Origin of the sequence: Lachnoclostridium sp. An181 (genome assembly GCF_002160325.1) — a bacterium.
GTDB lineage: Bacteria > Bacillota > Clostridia > Lachnospirales > Lachnospiraceae > An181.
In genome coordinates, this window is record NZ_NFKJ01000007.1 from 40,802 (window position 1) to 63,799 (window position 22,998).

General features: G+C 44.1%; 16 protein-coding genes. 3 read left to right on the top strand and 13 right to left on the bottom strand.

The features are described 5' to 3' along the window. Position 1: 1 nt before the first annotated feature. The 5 genes from B5F18_RS06255 to B5F18_RS06275 form a co-directional block, all read right to left on the bottom strand. The gene (locus tag B5F18_RS06255; protein WP_087156818.1) at positions 2–868 is read right to left on the bottom strand and encodes an ABC transporter permease; all 867 of its coding nucleotides are present in this window, start codon (positions 866–868) and stop codon (positions 2–4) included. Next, positions 852–1,802 (bottom strand): ABC transporter ATP-binding protein, encoded by a 951-nt coding sequence (locus B5F18_RS06260; protein WP_087156819.1) that lies wholly within the window; start codon positions 1,800–1,802, stop codon positions 852–854. The genes B5F18_RS06255 and B5F18_RS06260 overlap by 17 nt, the downstream gene beginning before the upstream one ends. A 171-nt stretch (positions 1,803–1,973) precedes the next feature. Next, complete coding sequence (locus tag B5F18_RS06265) at positions 1,974–3,287, bottom strand: O-acetylhomoserine aminocarboxypropyltransferase/cysteine synthase family protein (RefSeq protein ID WP_087156820.1); 1,314 nt, start codon at positions 3,285–3,287, stop codon at positions 1,974–1,976. A 25-nt stretch (positions 3,288–3,312) separates the two neighbouring features. After that, positions 3,313–4,245: a cysteine synthase A gene (gene cysK / locus B5F18_RS06270; RefSeq protein ID WP_087156821.1), complete on the bottom strand. Its 933-nt coding sequence runs from the start codon at positions 4,243–4,245 to the stop codon at positions 3,313–3,315. Between the two features lie 187 nt (positions 4,246–4,432). Further along, the gene (locus B5F18_RS06275) at positions 4,433–4,867 is read right to left on the bottom strand and encodes an RrF2 family transcriptional regulator (protein WP_087156822.1); all 435 of its coding nucleotides are present in this window, start codon (positions 4,865–4,867) and stop codon (positions 4,433–4,435) included. Positions 4,868–5,011: 144 nt separating this feature from the next. On the opposite strand from B5F18_RS06275, the gene B5F18_RS06280 reads away from it, so the two are divergent. Then, positions 5,012–6,754 (top strand): ABC transporter ATP-binding protein, encoded by a 1,743-nt coding sequence (locus B5F18_RS06280; RefSeq protein WP_087156823.1) that lies wholly within the window; start codon positions 5,012–5,014, stop codon positions 6,752–6,754. After that, complete coding sequence (locus B5F18_RS06285; protein WP_087156824.1) at positions 6,741–8,588, top strand: ABC transporter ATP-binding protein; 1,848 nt, start codon at positions 6,741–6,743, stop codon at positions 8,586–8,588. Before B5F18_RS06280 ends, B5F18_RS06285 begins: the two co-directional genes overlap by 14 nt. A 14-nt stretch (positions 8,589–8,602) precedes the next feature. On the opposite strand, the gene B5F18_RS06290 is transcribed toward B5F18_RS06285, so the two are convergent. Beyond that, positions 8,603–9,433 (bottom strand): hypothetical protein, encoded by an 831-nt coding sequence (locus B5F18_RS06290; RefSeq protein WP_087156825.1) that lies wholly within the window; start codon positions 9,431–9,433, stop codon positions 8,603–8,605. 197 nt (positions 9,434–9,630) lie between these two features. Between B5F18_RS06290 and B5F18_RS06295 the strand changes: the two genes are divergently transcribed. Continuing rightward, on the top strand, positions 9,631–11,805 hold the full coding sequence (locus B5F18_RS06295; RefSeq protein ID WP_087156826.1) for an extracellular solute-binding protein: 2,175 nt from the start codon (positions 9,631–9,633) through the stop codon (positions 11,803–11,805). Between the two features lie 80 nt (positions 11,806–11,885). On the opposite strand, the gene B5F18_RS06300 is transcribed toward B5F18_RS06295, so the two are convergent. From B5F18_RS06300 to epsC, 7 genes are all read right to left on the bottom strand, one after another. Next, positions 11,886–17,402, bottom strand: a complete 5,517-nt coding sequence (locus B5F18_RS06300; protein WP_162607551.1) for an alpha-N-acetylglucosaminidase C-terminal domain-containing protein — start codon at positions 17,400–17,402, stop codon at positions 11,886–11,888. Positions 17,403–17,684: 282 nt separating this feature from the next. Then, positions 17,685–18,098 carry a hypothetical protein gene (locus tag B5F18_RS06305; RefSeq protein WP_087156828.1) on the bottom strand — a complete coding sequence of 138 codons (414 nt, stop codon included), beginning with the start codon at positions 18,096–18,098 and terminating at the stop codon, positions 17,685–17,687. Between the two features lie 30 nt (positions 18,099–18,128). Next, on the bottom strand, positions 18,129–18,563 hold the full coding sequence (locus tag B5F18_RS06310; protein WP_087156829.1) for a hypothetical protein: 435 nt from the start codon (positions 18,561–18,563) through the stop codon (positions 18,129–18,131). Between the two features lie 132 nt (positions 18,564–18,695). Continuing rightward, a complete protein-coding gene (gene nrdG / locus B5F18_RS06315) occupies positions 18,696–19,274 on the bottom strand; it encodes an anaerobic ribonucleoside-triphosphate reductase activating protein (protein ID WP_087156830.1) in 579 nt (192 codons plus the stop codon). A 15-nt stretch (positions 19,275–19,289) separates the two neighbouring features. Continuing rightward, complete coding sequence (nrdD, locus tag B5F18_RS06320; RefSeq protein ID WP_087156831.1) at positions 19,290–21,416, bottom strand: anaerobic ribonucleoside-triphosphate reductase; 2,127 nt, start codon at positions 21,414–21,416, stop codon at positions 19,290–19,292. Between the two features lie 148 nt (positions 21,417–21,564). Continuing rightward, positions 21,565–22,044, bottom strand: a complete 480-nt coding sequence (locus B5F18_RS06325; protein ID WP_087156832.1) for an NADH-quinone oxidoreductase subunit NuoE family protein — start codon at positions 22,042–22,044, stop codon at positions 21,565–21,567. 15 nt (positions 22,045–22,059) lie between these two features. Continuing rightward, positions 22,060–22,971, bottom strand: a complete 912-nt coding sequence (gene epsC / locus B5F18_RS06330; RefSeq protein WP_087156833.1) for a serine O-acetyltransferase EpsC — start codon at positions 22,969–22,971, stop codon at positions 22,060–22,062. Positions 22,972–22,998: the final 27 nt, after the last annotated feature.

The following is a 22,998-nucleotide window of genomic DNA, read 5'->3' on the forward strand; positions in this document are numbered from 1 at the left end:
CCTAACTCCAACGTCTTTTTTGAATGACCTGTATGGTCAGGAAAAGAAATACCGCGATCAAAGAAAGATAGAAAAGAATTCCGCCCAGATCAAAGATATGGCTGCTCTCAATGTCGGTAAATGTTGTATACAGTACAAATTTTCCCAAAATGTTTGTCAAAAGGTGCTCAAACAGCGCCGGCTTGACAAGATAGACTGCCGCGAAGGATGCTAGCCCCACAATCTCTATCCCCACAGAAAGAAGAACACTCTCCGTGATCTTATACACAAACAGCACTGCCAGTGTCAAAAGACATATTGCCCCGATCAGGCCGCTCAGAGCATTCTCAGGAATATAGGACAAAATCCCATCCCAAAGATACAGGACCAGCAACACTCCGATAGAACTGACCGCAGCGATCACCTGGCTTTCTGTCAGCGATGATAAAAACATACCTATGCCAATGTAGACACATCCCAAAAGGAAAAATGCAAAAATCGCCAGATAATCTGTGCGAAGATAAGCAGTTCCCTGAGACTTGATGATCAAAGGAAACAGACAATAGATAAGATTCGGAATCGCCATCACGGTCATCATGGCAAAATATTTTCCCATAACAATGGAAAAAAGTCCAACAGGAGAGGTTAAAAGCAGCTGATCTGTCCTGTTTTTTCTCTCCTCGGCAAATGATTTCATTGTCAAAACCGGAACTGCAATGATCAGCACAAAGAGCAGTCCGGAAAGGGAATAGGAAAAATATGGATATCCCGCATTTAGGTTGTATGCCATAAAATAAATCCCGGCGATCACAACCATAAATGCAACGAACACATACCCTGTCATGGACTGAAAATAGGAATTCAGCTCCCTTCTATAAATCGCCCCCATTGTCTTTTCCTCCTTCCGTCAATTCCAAAAATACATCCTCCAGCGTAGGCTTTGTCATTCTCAGTTCAAGCAGAGGACACCTTTCCCCGGCAAATGCAAAGAAAATCTCTTCCCTGATGTCTTTGCCTTCTTTTGCCTCAATACGAGCACAGGTACCGTCTTCCCGTTCTTCAAAAGAAACAGACTCCACATCTTCTATCTCCAAAAGAATATCTTCCACTCTTGCCCTTTGTGATGTGGTAAAAATTTCCACGCTCTCTCCTTTCTGCATGAGACGTTCCAGGTTTTCCGGCGTATCGCTGGCTACCATTTTCCCCTTGGAAATGATAAATATGTAGTCACAAAGCTCCCTTACTTCCGCCAAAATGTGGGAGCTTAAAATCACGGTGTGCTCTTTGGAAAGATCCCTGATCAGCTCCCTGATCTCGATGATCTGTTTTGGGTCCAGACCAACGGTCGGCTCATCCAGAATAATGATCTTGGGAAATCCAAGAATCGCCTGCGCAAGTCCCACTCTCTGTCTGAAACCCTTTGACAGATTTCGGATCAGCCTATGAGAAACATCTAAAATCCCTGTCTTTTCCATCACTTCTTCCACTGAATGAGAAACTTCCTTTTTGGGAATTCCTTTCAGCTTGGCTGCAAACGTCAGATACTCTTTCACCTTCATATCCACATAAAGCGGCGGTATCTCCGGAAGATATCCGATATGTTTTTTAGCCTTTTTCGGATTCTTTAGGATATCGTATCCCTCAATGAGTATCTCCCCTTTTGTAGCTCCAAGATACCCTGTCATCATATTCATGGTCGTGGATTTTCCGGCCCCGTTCGGACCTAAAAATCCATAAATCTTTCCTGTCTCCACTGTAAAGCTTAAATGATCCACAGCTGTGTGTGTCCCGTACTGCTTTACCAGCTCTTTCACCTCGATCACTGACATACCTCCTCTAAGCAAATATGAACTTATTATATGAACAAACCATGTTGGAAATGTGAGATAAATGTGGAGACTCTGTGATAAAACTGTGTAGATTCTGTGAGAACAAAGTGGCAAGCCCCTCACTTATGAGGGACTTGCCACTTTGCGCGCCGCAGACTGGCTATGCTATTGGGAAATGGCTTTGAATGCCTCCTCCAAATCCCAGAGAATATCTTCGATATGCTCCGTTCCGATGGAGAGGCGTATTGTATTTGGACGGATACCCTGCTCCTCTTTCTCTGTATCGCTCAACTGGGCATGGGTTGTGGATGCCGGATGAATGACCAGGGATTTCATATCCGCTACATTTGCCAGAAGAGAAAACAATCTCAACTCATCGATAAATGCCTTTGCCGTCTTCTCATCTCCTTTGATCTCAAATGTAAAGATAGAACCTCCTCCATTTGGAAAATACTTTTCATAGAGCGCTTTTTGCTTTGGATCATCCGTAACGGACGGGTGATGGACTTTCTCCACTTTCGGATGACCATTCAAAAACTCTGCCACTTTCAGCGCATTTTTCACATGGCGCTCCACACGCAGGGATAGTGTCTCCAGCCCCTGCAGGAGAAGAAACGCATGGAATGGGGAAATCGCAGCTCCCATATCGCGCAGGATCACAGCGCGAAGTTTTGTCACAAATGCTGCCCTGCCGGCTGCTTTTGTAAAGCATACCCCATGATAGCTGGCATTTGGTTCTGTAAGAGAAGGGAACTTTCCGGATGCCTCCCAGTCAAAAGTTCCTCCATCCACGATCACACCGCCAAGCGTTGTGCCGTGTCCACCCAAAAACTTTGTCGCGGAATGCACCACAATGTCTGCCCCGTACTCCAAAGGCCGGATCAGATACGGTGTTCCAAATGTATTGTCAATAACAAGCGGAATGTTGTGACTGTGAGCAATCCTGGCCATCTCTTCAATATCCGTCACATCCGAGTTTGGATTTCCAAGTGTCTCGATGAAAACTGCTTTCGTATTTTCCCGAATGGCTTTTTGGGTCTCCTCAAAATCCGATGGATCCACAAAGGTGGTGGAAATACCAAATTCTCTCAATGTATGTTCCAAAAGATTGTACGTTCCTCCGTATATGTTTTTTGCCGCCACAATATGATCCCCTGCACACGCAAGTCCTTGGAATACATATGTGATGGCCGCTGCCCCGGATGCCACAGCCAGTGCTGCCACACCGCCTTCCAGCGCCGCCACCCTTTTTTCAAAGGCCTCCTGTGTCGGATTGGTCAGCCTTCCGTAAATGTTCCCGGACTTTTGCAGCGCAAACCGCTCCATTGCATCTTCACAGTTGTGAAATACATAGGACGTGGTCTGATATATCGGCACAGCTCTTGCATCCGTCGCCGGATCCGCCGTCTCCTGACCTGCGTGGAGCTGCAGTGTCTCAAACTGAAATTCTCTGTCCAACTTCTCTGTCTTCTTTCCCATAGCCATACCTCTCTTTTTGCGTTTTTTATTCTGTAAATAATGGTGTGGAATAATATCTGTCCCCGCTGTCCGGCAGAAGTGCCACGATCAGTTTTCCTTTGTTTTCTTCCCTTTTTGCAAGCGCAATGGCTGCCCAAAGCGCTGCGCCAGAAGAAATTCCAACAAGGATCCCCTCCTCTTTTGCGATCATCTTTCCGTATGCAAATGCATCTTCATTTTCCACTGCGATCACTTCGTCATAGACATCTTCATTCAGCACATCCGGCACAAACCCTGCTCCGATTCCCTGAATCTTGTGCGGGCCGCTCTGTCCTTTTGTGAGAACCGGGGAGGATGCAGGTTCCACTCCTACCACGCGCACCCCCGGTTTCTGCTGCTTTAAGTATGTGCCCACACCGGTCAGCGTACCGCCTGTTCCGATGCCTGCGACAAAAATATCTATATTTCCGTCCGTGTCCCTAAAAATTTCCGGTCCTGTCGTTTTTGTGTGCATGATCGGGTTTGCCGGGTTTGCAAACTGCTCCGGAATCCAACTGTTCTCATACTCTTTTGCCAACTCTTCTGCCTTTGCAATGGCCCCGCTCATCCCTTTTGTACCATCCGTAAGTACAATTTCAGCTCCATATGCTTTTAAAATATTTCTTCTCTCCACGCTCATGGTCTCCGGCATTGTCAAAATAACACGGAGGCCCTTGGATGCCGCCATTGCCGCAAGGCCGATGCCGGTATTTCCGGATGTCGGCTCAATGATGACCGTATCTTTATTCAGCTTTCCTTTTTCCATAGCATCCTCGATCATTGCCTTTGCAATCCTGTCCTTCACACTTCCGGCCGGATTTAAATATTCCAGTTTCACAGCGATCCTGGCCTGAAGACCTAATTTTTTCTCTATGTTCACAAGCTCCACAAGTGGTGTATTTCCCACCAACTGCCCTATCCCTGTCTTAATATTTTCCATTGTTCTCAACCCCTTTTCTATTTCATACTTTTTCAATAGGAATTATGGGTATTATATCCAGTACTACATCTTTTGTCAATCTGTTTTTGAACTTTTTCATACTTTTTAAACCCAAAGTGCTTTCCTAATAGGATTAAAAAAGACAGATACCGCCCGCGATATCTGCCCGTTTCCTGTCTCTAACTCATCAGATGTAGTATTCATCTCCCTGCTCTTTCTGCCAGTCCAATAAATCCTCCAGCGTATACCTATCGATCACGCTTTTAATTGCAGCATCGAGCTCCTTCCAAATCTTAAGCGTCACACACTGGTCTGATCTTTGACATGGGTTTTCTTCTGTCTCCAGACAGTCCACCGGAGACATATTTCCTTCTGTGAGCCGCAAAATAGCTCCTACTGTGTATTCTCCCGGCGCTTTGGTAAGCTGATACCCCCCTTGGGGTCCCCGTACACTTTTTAAAAATCCTGCCTTTACGAACACGGATACAATATTTTCCATATATTTGACCGGCAGCTCCTGTCTCTTTGCAACTTCCTTTAGTCTTACCGGTTTCTCCTTCTCATACAATGCGATATCCAACATCAGACGAAGAGCATATCTTCCCTTTGTTGAAACTTTCATCTGTGATAAGCTCCTTCCATCAAAATTCATTTTATACTCAGTATGGGGGCTGTCTTTGTACTTGTCAAGAAAAATAGGCTGTTATTCTTTTATCTTCTGAGCTACAATGTATTATAAGATTGAATTTTAAAAGGAGGGGGTTCTTTGAACGATTTAAAACGGATCTTTTCCCATCTTGGGAAATTCCGGAAAGAATTTATTTTCAGCATCCTGTTTGTGGCGGCAGAAAGTGCTTTTGAACTTGTCATCCCCATTATCATGGCTGACATTATTGATGTGGGAGTTGCCAAAAAAGAAATCCACTATATTCTTATAAAGGGAGTCCTGATGGGTATCTGCGCACTCCTCTCCCTTGTCACAGGACTTCTCTATGCCAAATTTGCAGCCAGAGCTGCTCTTGGTTTCGGGTCTTATATCCGTGAAAAGGAATACGAAAAGATTCAGAGCTATTCTTTTACAAATCTGGACCATTTTGAAACATCCTCGCTCATAACAAGAATGACAACGGATATCACTGTTATGCAAAATGCGATCATAAATGGGCTCCGCCCTATGACCAGAGGTCCGGTGATGCTCGTCCTCGGACTTGTCCTTGCTGTTTATATGAACGCAAAACTTGCCCTTGTCTTTCTTGTCTGTACTCCAATCCTTGGACTTATTTTGGGCTTTATCGTACACAAAATTGCTCCTATGTACGGAAAACTACAAAAATCTATGGACATGGTCAATCTGGTCATCCAGGAAAATCTGGGTGCTATCCGTGCTGTAAAAGCATTTGTCCGCGGAGAATACGAAGAGCATGTTTTTGAGACAGCCAATGAAACCTTGATGGACAGAAGCCAGAAAACCTTCCACTATGCGGTCTTAAACCTTCCGGCTTTTCAGTTCACTATGTACACAGCCATTATACTTATCCTCTGGTTTGGAGGGAATTTTATTCATGCCGGGGATATGCAGGTGGGAGAACTGACCGGATTTTTAAGCTATGTACTGCAGATCATCAATTCCCTGATGATGATCTCCAATGTATTTCTCATGCTTACACGCTCTCTTGCCAGCGCGAAAAGGATCAATGAAGTCTTTGACGAAACCTCTTCTTTGACCGATAGAAAAACTCCATGCAGAAAGATTCCAAATGGACAGATTGATTTTTTACACGTATCTTTCAAATACAAAGCCCACGCAGAAGAATATGCGCTCTCTGATATTGACATTCATATCCCCTCCGGGCAGACTGTGGGCATCATAGGCGGAACCGGCTGCGGAAAATCTTCCCTTGTACAGCTCATCCCCCGCCTGTATGACGCTACATCCGGTCATGTCCTCGTTGGCGGGAAAGATGTGAAGGAGTATTATCTAAAGGCTCTTCGCGATGCAGTGGGAATCGTGCTCCAAAAAAATGTGCTGTTTTTTGGCACGATCCGGGAAAACTTACAGTGGGGAAATGCCCACGCATCGGACAAAGAACTGTGGGATGCCCTTTCAATCGCCTGTGCAGACGAATTCGTCAAACAAATGCCGGAAGGCCTTGACACTATTCTGGAACAGGGCGGCGTCAATCTTTCCGGAGGGCAAAGGCAACGGCTTTGTATTGCAAGAACACTGCTGAAACACCCGAAAGTCATTATCTTTGATGACTCCACAAGCGCTGTGGACACTGCCACTGAATCGCGGATTCAAAAAAGACTTTCTGCCATTCCGTGGATGACCAAGATCATCATTGCACAAAGAATCACCTCTGTCATGCACGCAGACCAGATTCTCATACTGGAAGATGGACATATTCACGCAGTGGGGACCCATCAAAGTCTTCTTGCTAAAGATGAGATTTATCAAGAAATCTATCATTCACAGATGAAAGGAGGAATGGCCCATGCCGCAGATTAGTGGAAAACGTCCAAAAAATTTAAGAAAAACATTCCGCTCTCTTCTCTCTTATATGGGAAAGCATCGGTTTCTCCTTCTTATTGTAGCCATCCTTGTCACAATAAGCGCCCTTGGCAATCTCCTTGGCACATATATGCTAAAACCGCTTGTAAACCGATATATTGTTCCGGGAGACATGAAAGGCCTTATTTTCGGAATTGCCGTCACTGCCTGCATCTACGGTCTCGGTGTGCTTTCCGCCTATGGCTACACGCAGACCATGGTGAAGGCTGCACAAAAAATCATCTATGATATCCGCAAAGATTTATTTGCCAAGATGCAGAAACTTCCGCTAAGCTATTTTGACTCCCATACACACGGAGACATTATGAGCCGTTTTACCAATGATGTGGACACGGTAGCCGATGCGCTCAACAACAGCTTTGCCATGGTCATCCAAAGTTTTATCCAGATTGTAGGGACACTGACACTCCTCTTTCTGTTAAACTGGCAGCTTAGTATTTTTGTCATCTTCGGCTATCTGGCGATGTTTCTCTACATTCGGTTCAGCAGCCAAAAAAGCAAATACTATTTTCATCACCAACAAAAATACTTGGGAGAACTCAACGGTTATATCGAAGAAATAATCCAGGGGCAAAAGGTGATCAAAGTCTTTAACCATGAAGAAGAAAACCTTGCTGCTTTCCAAAAAAAGAATGACCGCCTGCGGGCAGCCGGCACAAAAGCAGTCGCCTATTCCGGCACAATGATCCCTATGGTCGTCAGTATCTCCTACATCAATTATGCGATCGTGGCCATTCTTGGAGGTATGATGGCTATTTACGGCATGACAGATGTCGGAAGTCTTGCAAGTTACCTTGTGTTTGTCCGCCAGGCCGCACTTCCCATCAATCAGTTCACACAACAGTCTAATTTTCTTCTCACTGCCTTGGCAGGAGCGGAACGAATCTTTGATCTGATGGAAGAAAATGCAGAGACAGATAATGGAAAAATTACTCTGACCCCTGTGAAAAAAGACTCTTTTGGAAATTTAAAGAAATGCAGTGAACGCACTGGTTTCTGGGCATGGGAAGACCCTTCCTCCCACTCTCTTACTCCTCTTCTTGGGGATGTGAGATTTGATCATGTAGATTTTGGATATACACGTGACAAGACTATTTTAAAAGACATCAGCCTCTACGCAAAACCGGGGCAGAAAATTGCCTTTGTCGGCTCCACCGGAGCTGGAAAAACAACGATCACGAACCTGATCAACCGATTTTACGACATCAAAAAAGGAAGGATCACCTACGATGGAATCGATATCAAAGATATCTCTAAAGATTCCCTTCGCCGCTCCCTTGGCATTGTCCTGCAGGATACGCATCTGTTCTCCGGTACGATTGCGGACAATATCCGGTTTGGAAAACTGGATGCCACGCAGGAAGAAATCGAGGCAGCTGCAAAATTGGCCAATGCTCACTCCTTTATCCGGCGTCTTCCGGACGGATATGAGACAATGATCACAGGAGATGGAAAAAATCTATCCCAGGGGCAGAGACAGCTCCTCGCCATCGCAAGAGCAGCAGTGGCTGATCCTCCGGTACTGATTTTGGATGAGGCTACAAGCAGTATTGACACAAGAACCGAGGAACTGATCGAACGGGGAATGAACCGGCTGATGGAGGGCCGTACGGTCTTTGTGATCGCCCACCGCCTGAGCACTGTGCGGGGAGCCAATGCCATCCTTGTTCTGGAACATGGAAAAGTGATCGAACGCGGGGATCACGAAGAACTTCTGGCTCAAAAAGGAGAATACTATCAACTTTACACCGGAATGTTTGAGCTGTCATAACGACAGCTCAAACATTATCGTTTCTCTTCTTTTTTCAATTCTCCCACATCCAAATGTTCCACTTTGTCTGTCTCATAAGAAATATAAATCTTTGTTGTTCCCTTGATCTCATCCATAGACTTTATTTCTCCATCTTCCTTGTACTTTAAATACTTGTTGAGCCTCGTATCGTTTTCCTCTTCCTCGTATGCATAAAGAAGTCTTTTTCCCGGTTTTGAGAACCAGTAGGTTGTCGTACGTTTCCCCTTTAAGTTTTCCTCCACCAGCTCTTTTAGCGCCTCATCTTTTGCCAACTCTTCTTCCGTGATTCTGCCGTTCGAGATTGCCCATGCTGCTGTGGTGTCCTCCTTCGGAACTGACCATGTCACCTGGACCTTGGTACATTTTATCCCATCCATGTCCTCCTCACCAATCTCCTCATAAGTATTTCCCTCTTGGTTGTGCAAAAAAAGTTCTCCTTCTAACGGACATTCTTTTGTCGGTTCCCCGTCTGCAACATATTTCTTTTGCCACTCATTCCACACATAGCGTTGGTATCCTTCCTTTGTTTTTTCTATATAATAATAGAATTGATTGCTGCCTGCTGCATCCGGCGTTTCACTTTTTGCAAGATTTGCTTTTCGGTCAATGATGATCGTTCTCTCTCCAGACGGGTTCTCCTCATCAAAATCACTTTTGGTGTTCAAAATAACCTTTAACTGATCCATCTCTTTATATGCATTTAAAATTTCCTGCCAACTTTTTTTCGAAAAATCAGGCTCTTGCTTTTCCTCATTTCGACTGCACGCACTTCCTGCAATGATGATAATGATCATGATGATCCCGCACCATATTTTTTTCTTCATAACACTCATCTCCTCTCTGGTCTATGGATGTTTTTTGTTGATATCATTTTACTATACAAAACAATGTTCTCTATTAATTCGTGTTTCAATTGATTGTTTTTTGTACTAAATGAATTATTCTTTTTGTTGACTGTCATTCTTTTGTTTTTGTATAATAAATTTGAAGTATGTTTTAAAAGAAACGGAGGGGAAAGGTTATGAAAAAATTTTTACTTTTTAGCGCACTCCTTTTGCTCATTCTTTGTGGATGCAGTAAAATTGAACCCACAAAACCAGAACAGAAAGACGGAATTACGCAGTTTTATAAGGAACATGAAATAAAACTGCCACAAAATCTCAACAATATCACAGCTGTATGGCAGGAAGAAAATCACATAAAAGCCATTTTCTCCACAGACACCCCCCTTGCAGTATATACATGGGATGAAAAGAAAGAAACTTTTGAAAAAACTTCCGATCTTTCTTTCCCTTCTGGTGTGGAATCTGTAGACAATATTTACCCACTTCGCAAAGGATGTTACCTTCTCACCTACCAGGATGACAGGTGGGCTTACCGGTGCGCGATCTTAGATGGGGAAAAAATAACGCCTGTTTTTGAAGATATCTATTCGAAAACAAACGCAGACATCACCTGTGCGACTCCTGTGGAAAACGGTTTTCTCGCCGGAACATATGAGAACATCTATTTCTATACCTATGATGGAAAACTTGTGAATCAATACAACATTCCTAATTTATCCACACCTGAGGCAATAACTGTCATAGATAATACGATGTATGCATTTGCCTGGGACAAGGTGAAGGCATTTTCTTTTCCTGACGGAAAACAACTGGAATTTTCCAACGAAACTTTGGATCGCTTTTTGCAGGAACAATCCATATTCTTGTCTCATTATCAAAAATCCACAAATGAAATCATCAAGCTTTGCAGCTCCGGGATTTACTCCTTTTCACTCAAGGATCATTCCCAGCAACATCTGTTAAAGAAACATATCAATTTTGAATCCGGAACTAAAACAACCGTTCTCACACCAAACAATGATCTGTTTTTCTTTTTTGATGACTATCAAAGCTGCAAAGGTTATCGGTTTGAATATGTAAAGGAAGGATATCGCTCCGATACAGAAGAGCTTACTCTCTACTCTTTGTATAAAGATGCGATCCCGGATTCTTTCTTAACAGAATTTGAAGAAAAATATCCTCAGTACTACGTCGAAACCATGTCTGCACTGGATTCTTCTCTTTCCAGCGAAACTCTGACCGAAGACTCCATCCAGACTGTATTAAATAACACGCAGACACTCCTTGCCTCCAAAGACTCCCCGGACGTGATCCTCTGCGATCATCTCCCTGTGGATGCCTATGTAGAGTCCGGCCTTTTGACACCACTAAATGATCATCTGCCAAAAAAGAGTGCTGACTGGTTTTTTAATGTTCTTCACACATTCCGATATGATAAGAATACTTATGCTCTTCCTGCTGCTTTTTCTATCCCTGTCATCACCGGTCCGCAGGGTGCACTGGATGCAAGCAAAGATTTACGCACTTTTAGCGACTATCTTGCTGCAAAAGCAGCCGAAAATGAGAACCTTTTCTATCATATGGACTTTGAAAACCTCTGGGAGGCTCTCTATACTGCATATATTCCGGAGTGCTTTCTTGAAGATGGTTCCATTGACAAGACCATGCTGGAGACATTTTTTCAATGCGCCCACACAATCTTCGAAACTGCGCACCATGAGGATGCAGACGTCGATCTGCCACCGGAAAATGGTTGGATTTATTCTTTTTATATTCCAAACCAATATGAGCTTGCCGCTGATTTGGACGAACTTTTAATCCATGACTCTCCTATGACCATGGGGCTGCTTTCTTCCATAGAGACACTGCCTTATATCAAGGGACTGAAAGAGAAAAACGGACTTTCCTCCTCTCTTCTCTCCTGTGGCAAGGATTCCTACTTTGTTCCTTCCACCATTTTAGCTCTGCCTAAAAATGCACCTCATGCGGAAGGCGCCAAAAAATTTCTTGATTTTGTCCTGAAAAAAGGTTATGACTATTGGACGAATTTTCCTGTTTCCTTTCAGAAACTTCAGGATACCTTGTTTGCTTATGGTGAAATGGATGCTGCCGGACGTTCCACGATCGGTGAGGGGGAAATCACCAAACAGAAACCGTACGTACAGCTCACAAAAGAAGAGACTATGAACTTGTTCAAAAAATTTGTCACCTGCAAATACTCAGGTCACAGCGATGCGCTCACAAGTTTTCTCATCCGTCAGGCCTTTGACGACTATCAGGCCAATCGGCTTAGCCTTACAGATGCTGTCATGTCTGTTGTTACGAAACTGAATGCAACAAATACAGACTGATTTCCATAAAACGTTCCTATAGAGTAAAAAGAGAGGACCAATCAGATTTCTCTGACTGGCTCCTCTCTTCTCCTTTTGTTTTATCTTCTCTTTTTCCACACAAACGCTGCTGCCACTGCTGCAAAGACTCCCGCTGCCATTGGCAAGGCTGTATTTGTCTCATCTCCTGTCTTCGCAGATTTTGCTGCTGTATCTACTGCATTTTGTGTAACTTTACCATTTTTATCTGTGGCTGTTCTCTTATCGTCAGACCCTGTTTGGATACTTCCTGCATTTGCCACAGTATCTTTATCTATACCTTTTGCAGGTGTCAATTTTGCAATCGCCTCTTCAAGGCTTTCTGTTGCTGCACTTACCTGGGTTTTGGTAGCCTGCTCATTTTCATAAACTGCTTTTGCTTCTGCATATGCTGCTTTAAAAGCTGCAAAACTTACTGCCTCGTAATCAGCCTCATCAAGCTCTTCTGCCTGTTTCAAAAGTTCTTCCAAAGCTGTCTTGTCAGGAATCTTCTGAAGTCCTGCCATGGCTGTCAGAAGCTCTTTCCATGCATTGTTGACATCCTCCTGCATTGCATCACCGTCTTCCTGCACTGTTTTTGCAGCATCGAGCGCTTTCACAAATCCGTCTTTTCCTTCCTCCAGATAGGAATCCAGGTTTTTGTTCATCTCATCTGCCAGTGCAATGACTTTTGCAAGATCCGTCTTATCTCCCTGTTTAAAAGAGAGATACTGCATGACATGGATCAGTTCTTTCCATGCATTGTCCACCATCTCCTGGGTAACAGATTCATCTCCAGCTTTTGCTGCATCAAGGATTTCCTGTGCGTTTGTCTTTGTCTCCTCAAATTTCTTTACAACAGATTCTATCACGCCTGTAGTGTCTGCTTTTTCCGCAAGTTCCAGTGTATATTCAAGAATATCTGTGGAAATCGGCTCCTGAGGCGTTAGTTCTCCTTTGGTGATGCGGATTTCGGCTGCTGATGCAAACAGTTGATCCTTGTCAGATGCCGCATCTACAACCTGAAGTTTCACGTTTGTCGCTTTCACAGCATCAAAAGATGCCGCCTTCCAAAGGCTGTTTTGTTTCCATGTACCTTCTGCCACTTTTGTATAAGTCTGTCCATTATCGTCACTGATATAAATTTCATAAGCTGTCACGATTCCATTGACTCCCCCGCCTTGTCTTGGCAAATAGCGAAGTCCATCCACAATCTGCTCTTTTCCAAGGGAAATGTCGATCCACTGCACATCCCTTTCACTTCCGTTCCAGTCTGTATGCCAGATCGTACTCGTATTGCCATCCAGTACATTGTATGCTGGTCCTTCCGTTCCGGATGCTGCCTGCTCATTTCCGGCTGTTGCTGTCATTCCCTCCAAAGGAAGATCTTTAGAGTCATCGCTTGCACCATACAATTCTTTAATCAATGGCTGATACTCTTCAAACAGTTTTTTGCTGATCTCTACAGCATCTCCCTGTGTTTTTGTCGGATACTTTGTGTGGTCTTTTGACCATGCCACTTCGTTTTCTTTGATCTCCTCTTCAATAAGCGAAGACATTTTATCATTAAACTCCGACGCCGTCATGTCTTCATCCAGTGCCTGCTCCAGATATTTTGCGAACACTTCCCAGCGCATACCATAGTAATCGGTCATCAAGCCGGACAGATGTCTGTTGCAGTAATCAGTAAGGCTCGCCTGATTTGGATCATCCAGCACCCAGTATGTCAGAAAAGTACGTTCCACCTGCTCATAGAATTCCTTGTCAGACTCTGTCACACCTCTTCCTTTTGCTCCTTCCAGTCTTGTTCCGATCATAAAGTTTTTGTTTGTTGCAAGAATCTCATCCAAATCTTCACAAATCCTGATCATCCAGTCTGCATAGCGCATTGCCTCTTCTTTGTCCTGAGCGTCAAATGCAGGTTTGATACTGGTGTATACCTCCCCGGAAATATCCGCCAATGCCTGGCGTGTGATATCCACCAAATCATACAAAAACTGTTCGGTCGGCTCCTCCATCTTTTCTGCTGCCTTTAACATATATTCCCAGGCTGGAAGGAAATCCTGTGTCTCGTACAATTTTGCATTACTTCCATACACTCTTGCAATGGAACCGGAAAGTTTTGGATATGCATTTACAAGTGTCTGTGCCGGTCCGTCATAGCCGACAAAGTCTTTGTAGGCTGTGCCGCACAACGTCTTCCATGCTCCATCAATCTCTTCCTTTGCAGCCTCGTAATTTTCCACGCCATATCTTCGTTTTACATAATCCTGTATCCATTTTTCCATGTCCGGCGCCTCACTTCGCCATGTCATCTCTGCCATCATGGCGTAGAGAGCCGGGTTCGTATCCCCGCCTTCCGGGCTGATGGAAACCCCTCTCATGTACTGGCTATTCTCTTTTGCATCCAGAACATCCGCTGCCACTCCTGTAAGATCACCTTCTATTCCGGAGTTCCCTCCAAAATTGAATAACATGGACCAAAGCCACGGCGTGCCGCCAAATTCATTGTTTGTATTCCACTTCGGACGATTTTCTGCACTCAAATCCACGAACATCAAATGGCCTTCATCGTAATACTGCGGAAGCCAACTTTGATATCTCCAGGATGTCTGCAGCCAGATAGCATCCGGATTCAGTTTCATGAGCTGGTCATTCATCTCACCGATAACTTTCTGCGGAAACGCTTCATGCTGTACGACAAAGCCCTGTTCTCCTACCAGATCTTTGTATGCATATGCCGGTGTGCGTCCCCATTCATCGTATCCCAATACTTCCATTAAAGATGCGTAGTAGATATCTGAAATCTGAACGAATTTCTCTTTCATCTCATCTGCCTTGTCCGCATCTGCCGCGGCTACCTCCGGGCTGATAAATACTCCCTGAGGAAGATTGATCCATCTAGCCGCGGAGTATAAAAACATACCGTCAAACAAAGAACCATCCAGAGAAATAGTCATTTTTGCCTTGGAAGTGCTGCCATAATAGTCTTCATGCTGATCCGGGAACATAAATGGAACCTGTCCCACAAACGGACGGATTTCCGGCTCCATTCCTGCTTTAAATGCCATATCCACAACTTTCTTTGCAAGTTCTCCCTCTTTCTTTATTGCATCCAGGGAAATTTCATATTTTCCATAATACTGCTCTGTGCCACTGCTGTAATGCTGCAGCTCCTCTATTGCGGCATCATTCAGTCCCAATTCCTCTTTTGCATTGTACCAGATCGCATGTTCTCCCAGATCTATAAGGAACATATTGAACCCGTTCATTGCCATCCAGTCAATACGATGCTGCCACTCTTCTTCCCCATATAAATCCACTGTGTATTTGTACTCACAGTTTTCATTAAAATAATGTCTGTACTCATACGGGAACACGATGCGCACCGGTTCTTCCACCTCCGGCAGTGTCTTCGGCAATGTAAGGCTGCACTCTCCTACATACGGGAAATCCAGATATGCATAGTATTTCAGATAATAATTGTACGCAGTTGCAAGAGACACCCCATCGTTTCCGCGAAGCACTGGTTTCTTTTCCTTTGCATCCCAATCCACTTCATAGACGTCCCTTCCGGTCTCCTCATCTGCCGGGATTGTTTCAATGATAAAGTTTTCACTGCTGCCCTCACCGGTAATCCTGTCAATGAGATTTTTCGTCTCCCGAATTGGAATGATCGATGCCTCCTCAAATTTTGTTTCCGCACTGTGGATTTCCTCATTTAACTCACTGATCTCTCCAACCGTCACTTCTTGTTCAAGTGTTTCTCCTATCTTTTCAAGCTTGCCCTTGAATTCCTGTATCGCTCCATCTTTGTAGTCTTCTTCCTTGGCCGCATCTGCAAGTTTCCATGCATTTTTCAGCCTTATGGAGGTATCCTGCTTTTCTTCTTCATCTGCCATCTTTGGCACAACAGTTACCGTGCAGCTTGCACTTTTATTACCATACTCTGTCGTAGCTGTGACCACAACGGTTTCCTTCTCTGAACCGGAAGGAAGTCCTACAACTATCAAAGTTCCATCTTTCTCCACTTTCAGCACTTCTTCATTGGAGGAAGTAAAAATTACATTTTTATTGGATGCATATTCCGGTAAAACAGTCGCATTTAATTTGGCTGTCTCTCCTTCCGCCATGGTCAGTGCCTCCCTATCCAGGAAGATCTGCATATCCTCTTCGCTTACTGTTGTCCCAACCGTAAGTTCATCGATCACATAGAATGCGGATGCAGCAAGGATATGAATGCGAAGAGCTGTACCTTTCACTGAGTTGTCAAAGGTCACTGTCTGTGACTCTGATACATTCGTATTGGTCGTCCAGGCCATCGTATATTCTTTTCCGTTATCCACCGGTACCCATTCGCCATCTTTGTTTTTGCAGTCCACGGATATCCGGCTGATATTCTGTCCGGTCGCCCACCATGTCTGGAATGTAAGGGATTCAAACTCCAGCTCTCCATTGTAATCCAGTTCCAGATAGATGTCTTCTCCTGTCCCTTTTCCCTGGAAATGACTCTCCGTCAATTGATCCATGATATAGGAGAGAGGCGTGCTTGCAGTTCCTGTATATGTAATATCCGGTTTTTTCTGAGACTGAAGAAATACAAATCTGCCGTCTTCCAGCATTTTTTCTGCATCCAAAACCGATCCTGTCCCGGCCGCGCCATTGTCCGCCGTCTCTTTTACTTTATTCACAATATTCCGGAAAGCATCCACATCCTCCTGATCGTACATCATCGGCTGATCTCCAACGACTGCTGCATGTAACAGATTTTCCGCCACACGCAGTTTCTGGTTCAGTTCCAAAGTGGATGCAAGCTGGGCACGTTTCAGATCACTGGTAAGCTCTACAATCTGTCGATTTACGTCCGCCAGCTCCTCTTTTGTATCCGGTTCTCCCTGGCTTTCTACAACTTCCATTCCTTCGTCAAAGGTGTTCAGAGACTCCATCCTCCAAAGGCCGATATCTTCTCCTGCCTTTCCACCGGCCTCTTCTCTTAACGCATAGGCCTCTGCCTTCAAGCTGTCATAATCTGCTTTTGTGGACGGCACATACAACAGACGCATTTCTGAAACTGCAGTTGCATCTGTCACGATCTTCACTGCTTTCGCCTTTACAGGTTCCTCAAATAAAAAATAAAATGTGTCAAGTTTTTGTACAACCTCTCCTTCCATGAAAGGAGTTTCTTCATAAGATGTTCCGTCTTCACTTATGTACACTTTATATTTTGACATCGTTCCCGCAATATTGTTGTCCATCCTTGAGACATACTGAAATCCGGTAAAGTATTCCGGCTCATTGTCCTTTGTACTTAAAATGATATCAACCCATTCCGGTGCATTTCCCCAGGATGCCTCCCATCTGGTGTCCATATTTTTGTCCAGCATGCGCTCTGCCCCATATCCACTCTGTGTGCTGCTTGCAGATATGTTTGTGTCCTCTGCCGGAAATTCCAGCTGTTTATCATAGTTGACCCATGCATACGCGCTGCCGGTTTCTGCCTTTTGTTCTTTCGCATTTGCCGGCACCACCGGTGAAAGCTGGGTCAAGACCATGCTGGCAAGTGCAATGGAACTTATGACTTTCTTTAACTTTCCTTTCATAAAAAACCTCTCCTTCTCTTGTAAAAATTTTCCTTTTTTTGTATTTTGCTTTTCCTTTCTTATTTTTTCATCACCCTCCACAAAATGCGCACTTTCCATAATATTTCTCTTTTTTTTATAATGTTATTATACATATATCACAAACAATTTACTTGTCAAAAAGCGGCTTCTTTTTCACTGTTTTTGTAAAAAACGGAACTCTTTTTGAAAAAAGTGCAAGAAAAAGAGGTATGCAAACGGATTTGCTCCGATCACATACCTCTTAAAAATCATGTGTTCCTGTCATCTTTTCTGTTTCTCCTTTGTAAAATATCCCAATTTGATCAGTCCATACAAATCATAACTCCATTTGCCGGTACCCATGGTCAGTATGATAGGAATAGCTCCACCCTCTGCCAACATGACCATAACACTATAAGTAAGTACGATTCCCCTTGCTCCCACACAAAGACATGCTCCTGCTTTTATACGCATCCAACCTCTGGAAATCCCATCTATCACTACACCTGCAGCATACACAATCAAAAAACAAGATAAAAATCCATCAAAGAAAAAAAGATTATATATCACTGTTGCAATAAGAGCAACTGCTCCAATTGCTACGTCTGTTTTTGCACTCTTTTCCATCAGGCAAAAATCATGGTTCTGCTCTTTTTGTACGTCTAATTTCCAATCCCTTTCTACTTCCTTTCTCATATTTTTCAACTCCTCTTAGGAATGAATCTGTCATCTTTTCTGTTTCTCCTGCATGAAATACCCCAATTTGATCAGTCCATACAATTGATAGAGACGATATCCGCCTGCAATCGCCACCACGATCGCGCCCACTACTCTCAATGAGAGATCTGCAAATTTCAAAACCAACATTGCCGCCACGAAAAATGCTACGCCTCCTACTCTTGCAGCTGCACAGATATAAGCGCCTTCTTTCGAATGAATCCATGATTCTGAAATTTCATCCACGATAAAGAATATCGTACCTGCGATCATCAGATAACTGCTGCGATCCTCTGCGAAAAAAATATTGAGCATCAGCGCTGCAAAAACGATTGCAATTTCTACTAATATACGTTCCTTGGATACATATTTCGGGTGATAACGTTCAATTTCCATTTCGCGTTCCCATTCATATTCCCACTTATGTTCTATTTCCTTTTTCATTCTCCTCAACTCCCTTCTGCTAAATTCAGACTTTTTTTCTTTTATTCTATCATTTTCTCATTAATTATTCCACAAATATTTAGGGGATGCCATGGCTTTTCTCTCAACCATAACATCCCCTGATTTCATTCTCTATTCTGCGCTCACACCGCTCTTTGGATTTTCTTTTACTTCCACATGAATATATTCTTCCGGTTCCCACAGTACCGTCTTTCCCTGCTGCAAAGACTGTGGCACATTGATCAGTCTTTGATTTGCAGAGCCACGGAACAAAAGATCCGGCTGTTTCTTTTCTTCCACAAATCTTCCGTCCACGAGCACATCAATACATGCCAAAAGCTCTTTTGTCTCCGGAACATTCTCATACATCCAGCCTAAAATCTCCGGCTCCCACATATATCCGGAATAACACCAGATTGTTTTCTCCGGGTAGTGCTCCCTTACTTTCTTTATGAAGGAAAGAAGGCCTTTTTGGTTGTCCGGGTGCAGCGGCTCGCCGCCAAGCAGCGTCATTCCGTGATAATAGGTTTTCCCAAGTTCTTTCAGGATAAAGTTTTCGGTTTCTTCTGTAAAAGGTTTCCCGTAGGAAAAATCCCAGGCCTCCTGATTAAAACATCCTTTGCACGCATGAGGACATCCGCTGACAAACAAGGAGACACGGATTCCCGGGCCGTTTGCAACGTCCCATCGCTTGATATCTGCGTAATTCATTGTCCGGCACTCCTTTTACAAATGCATCACTCTGCTCTTGATCTCTTTTGTCTTTCCAGGATTCCAGAAGTTTTCTCCCAGATATCCGCAAGTTCTTCTTGTGACATTCATGCGGGATTCATCTTTATTGTGGCAGACCGGGCATTCCCACTCATAGTTGTCATTAATCTTAATCTCGCCGTCATAGCCACATACCTGGCAGTAGTCGGATTTTGTGTTAAACTCCGCATACTGGATATTGTCATAGATGAATTTTACAACTTCCTCGACTGCTTCCAAGTTGTTGTTCAGGTTCGGAATCTCCACGTACGAGATGCAGCCGCCTGTACTGATTGTCTGGAACTGGCTTTCAAATTCAAATTTATCGAATGCGTCAATGTGCTCTCTTACATCTACATGATAGGAATTAGTGTAATATCCTTTATCTGTCACATCTTTGATCTCCCCGAAACGTTTTCCGTCAATCTCTGCAAAACGATAGCAAAGGCTTTCCGCAGGTGTTCCGTAAAGTCCGAAACCAAGTCCTGTTGTCTCCTTCCAGGTATCCGTTGCGTTTTTCAGACGTCTCATCACTTTCAGGGCAAATTTCTGTCCTTCTTCTCCTGTCTGGCTTTCCCCTGTCATGATCTTTGTAAGCTCATACAGTCCGATATATCCAAGACTTAAGGTTGAATATCCGCCGTGAAGATATTTATCGATCTTTTCTCCTTTTTTCAGCCTTGCAATGGCTCCGTACTGCCAATGTACCGGGCTGACATCGGAAGAGGTGCCTTCCAGTGCCTTATGTCTGCACATCAAAGCCTCAAAACAGAGGGAAAGTCTTTCGTCCAGAACCTGCCAGAATTTTTCCATGTCTCCGCCTGACACAATACCTGCCTGTGGAAGATTCAGGCTGACTACCCCCTGATTAAATCTTCCTTCCCATTTGTAATTTCCGTTCTCGTCTTTCCATGGAGAAAGGAAAGAGCGGCATCCCATAGGGGAGAATACATTGCCTTCATAGTTTTCTTTCATCTTCTTAGCGGAAATATAATCCGGATACATTCTCTTTGCAGAACATTTTACTGCAACTCTCGTCAGGTCATCGTATTTTCCGCCTTTTAAGCAATTATCCTCATTTAACACATAGACCAGTTTCGGGAATGCCGGTGTCACATACACTCCGGATTCATTCTTGATCCCCTCTATACGCTGGCGGAGGATTTCACGGATGATCATTTCCACTTCATCTGCATATTCATAGTCTTTGTCCGGATTCAGGAACAATGTCACGAACGGGGACTGTCCATTTGTTGTCATCAGCGTATTGATCTGATACTGGATTGTCTGTACACCGGAGCGCAGTTCATCCTGAAGTCTGTCATCTGCAAGCTGCTGCAAAAGTTCCTCGCTGATGGTATCGCTGTATTTTGCACGATACTTTGCCAAGTATTTTTCCCGGCTTCTTCTCAAATATTTTCCAAGATGACGCACATCCACAGACTGTCCTCCGTACTGGCTGCTTGCCACGGATGCGATAATCTGTGTCATGACTGTACATGCAACGTGGAAACTTTTCGGTGATTCGATCAGTTTTCCGTTCATGACTGTGCCATTGTCAAGCATGTCCCCGATATTGACAAGACAGCAGTTAAAGATCGGCTGCAGGAAATAGTCCATATCATGGAAATGGATCACACCCTGTTCATGGGCCTTTACGATTTTTTCCGGCAGGAGAATCCTCTTTGTCAAATCCTTTGACACCTCTCCTGCAATATAGTCTCGCTGTGTGGAAGCCAGCGTGGAATTTTTATTGGAGTTTTCTGTCTTAAGCTCTGAATTTTCCCCGCGGATCAGGCGCAAAATGGAATCATCCGTTGTATTGGATTTGCGCACAAGCGCACGCGTGTAACGATAGATGATATATTTTTTGGCCAGATTGTATTTTCCGTCCTCCATCAATTTCTGTTCTATGATATCCTGGATATCTTCCACTGCCATGCTTTCCAGTTTTCGGTTTTCAATGGATGCCACGATATCATACAGTTTTTCTTCTGATATTTTATCCAGTTTGTCTACTTCATTGTTGGCCTTCTGAATGGCACTGATGATTTTATTGCGGTCGTATTCCACCTGACGACCATCCCTTTTGATCACTTTCATATATGCTTCACTCTTTCTATTAATATATTCTCATTTTTGACAATTGCTATTATAGCAAATCCGCCATGCTTTTTCTACCATATCTTGTGTTTTTTTTGATTTCCTACTATATGTTGTATTATCAGACAAAAAGGCCAAAGGATGGAAATTATCCTTCGGCCCTGTATTTTTGAAGAATTCGGGGGATATCCTGCTCTTTTACGTGCGTATGCAGTTCCCCGTCAACCAGCATGTTTGGGGATGTTTTGCAATGTTTCAGACAATTTCTGACCGACACCAAAAACACACCATCCTTTGAGATTCCTCCCTCATCCGGCATCAGCTCCTTTTTGACTGCACGGATGAGCGCTGCCCCGTCTTTCTTTGCACACCGCTCTCCGGAACAGAGTACGATCCTATGCCTGTATGCAGCCTCCCGAAGGCTTGGATACAGTTTCATGATAAAGGAGATCACACTCTCCTTGACATCGAACTCTTTGGAAATCCTCTTTTGAATGTCCTTTGGCACACAGCCCATCTCCTCCTGTATCTCACGCAGCATGGCGACAAGATTTTCCTGTTCTTTTGGATTTTTTAAAGACTGATAATAGGAGATGATTTCTGTCACCATCTCTTCCTGTCCCTGCATGTTTGTTCCTCCTTCTTATTCTTCCCAGTCCCATGCATGTTTCTTTGGAACCTTGATCACAAGCTCCGGCGCCTTTGCACTGACCTTTGTGTTTGCCGGAACGGACTGGGTGATAAAGGTATTACCACCAATGATCGTATTTGCCCCGATGACAGTCTCTCCTCCCAGTACGCTGGAGTTGGAATACACGGTCACATGATCTTCAATCGTCGGGTGTCGTTTCACTCCGGAAAGCTGCTGTCCGTCGCGGGTGGAGAGAGCTCCAAGCGTCACTCCCTGGTACAGTTTGACATGGTCTCCGATTTTCGTCGTCTCGCCGATCACCACACCCGTTCCGTGGTCAATAAAAAAATATTCTCCGATTTCCGCTCCCGGATTGATGTCGATTCCCGTTCGCCCGTGAGCATACTCTGACATCACTCTTGGAATAAAAGGAATCTTTTCTTTGTAAAGAATATGTGCGATCCTGTATACATAAATGGCAAAAAGTCCAGGATATGAAAAAATGATCTCCTCTTTGCTATGCGCGGCCGGATCTCCGTCAAACCCTGCCTGAATATCCGTAAGGAGAGTTCTCTGCACACCCGGCAGTGCGCCAAAAAAGATGTCGCATACTTCCTCTGCGCGTCCATCCAACGTCTCGCCTTCTAATGTCCCCTCATACGTCAGAGCAATCTTCACCTGCTCTTTGAGTACATCATAGAGATGATTCACTTTATACCCCACATAGTGTACTGCCTCTGTCTCCAGCATGGTGTCTCTTCCGAAATACCCCGGAAACATCACTGTTTTGAGCTCCCGGATAAAATCGATCACAACGGACCGCTCTGGCATTGGTTTTCCCTTTTTTGCACAAAATAATTCTTCCATTTTATAATTGTTTCCGATTTCATCTACCATCTTTTGAATCGTTTTCTTTTTTCCCATGGCAATCCCTCATTGCTTTTTTGCTTT

Bases quoted from the DNA above. Each gene is read 5' to 3' on its own strand.
- B5F18_RS06295 (WP_087156826.1), top strand. From the start codon at position 9,631: ATGAAAAAATTTTTACTTTTTAGCGCACTCCTTTTGCTCATTCTTTGT.
- B5F18_RS06265 (WP_087156820.1), bottom strand. From the start codon at position 3,287: ATGGGAAAGAAGACAGAGAAGTTGGACAGAGAATTTCAGTTTGAGACA.
- B5F18_RS06325 (WP_087156832.1), bottom strand. From the start codon at position 22,044: ATGCAGGGACAGGAAGAGATGGTGACAGAAATCATCTCCTATTATCAG.
- B5F18_RS06300 (WP_162607551.1), bottom strand. From the start codon at position 17,402: ATGAAAGGAAAGTTAAAGAAAGTCATAAGTTCCATTGCACTTGCCAGC.
- epsC (WP_087156833.1), bottom strand. From the start codon at position 22,971: ATGGGAAAAAAGAAAACGATTCAAAAGATGGTAGATGAAATCGGAAAC.
- nrdG (WP_087156830.1), bottom strand. From the start codon at position 19,274: ATGAATTACGCAGATATCAAGCGATGGGACGTTGCAAACGGCCCGGGA.
- B5F18_RS06290 (WP_087156825.1), bottom strand. From the start codon at position 9,433: ATGAAGAAAAAAATATGGTGCGGGATCATCATGATCATTATCATCATT.
- B5F18_RS06275 (WP_087156822.1), bottom strand. From the start codon at position 4,867: ATGAAAGTTTCAACAAAGGGAAGATATGCTCTTCGTCTGATGTTGGAT.
- B5F18_RS06310 (WP_087156829.1), bottom strand. From the start codon at position 18,563: ATGAAAAAGGAAATAGAACATAAGTGGGAATATGAATGGGAACGCGAA.
- B5F18_RS06285 (WP_087156824.1), top strand. From the start codon at position 6,741: ATGCCGCAGATTAGTGGAAAACGTCCAAAAAATTTAAGAAAAACATTC.
- cysK (WP_087156821.1), bottom strand. From the start codon at position 4,245: ATGGAAAATATTAAGACAGGGATAGGGCAGTTGGTGGGAAATACACCA.
- B5F18_RS06255 (WP_087156818.1), bottom strand. From the start codon at position 868: ATGGGGGCGATTTATAGAAGGGAGCTGAATTCCTATTTTCAGTCCATG.
- B5F18_RS06305 (WP_087156828.1), bottom strand. From the start codon at position 18,098: ATGAGAAAGGAAGTAGAAAGGGATTGGAAATTAGACGTACAAAAAGAG.
- nrdD (WP_087156831.1), bottom strand. From the start codon at position 21,416: ATGAAAGTGATCAAAAGGGATGGTCGTCAGGTGGAATACGACCGCAAT.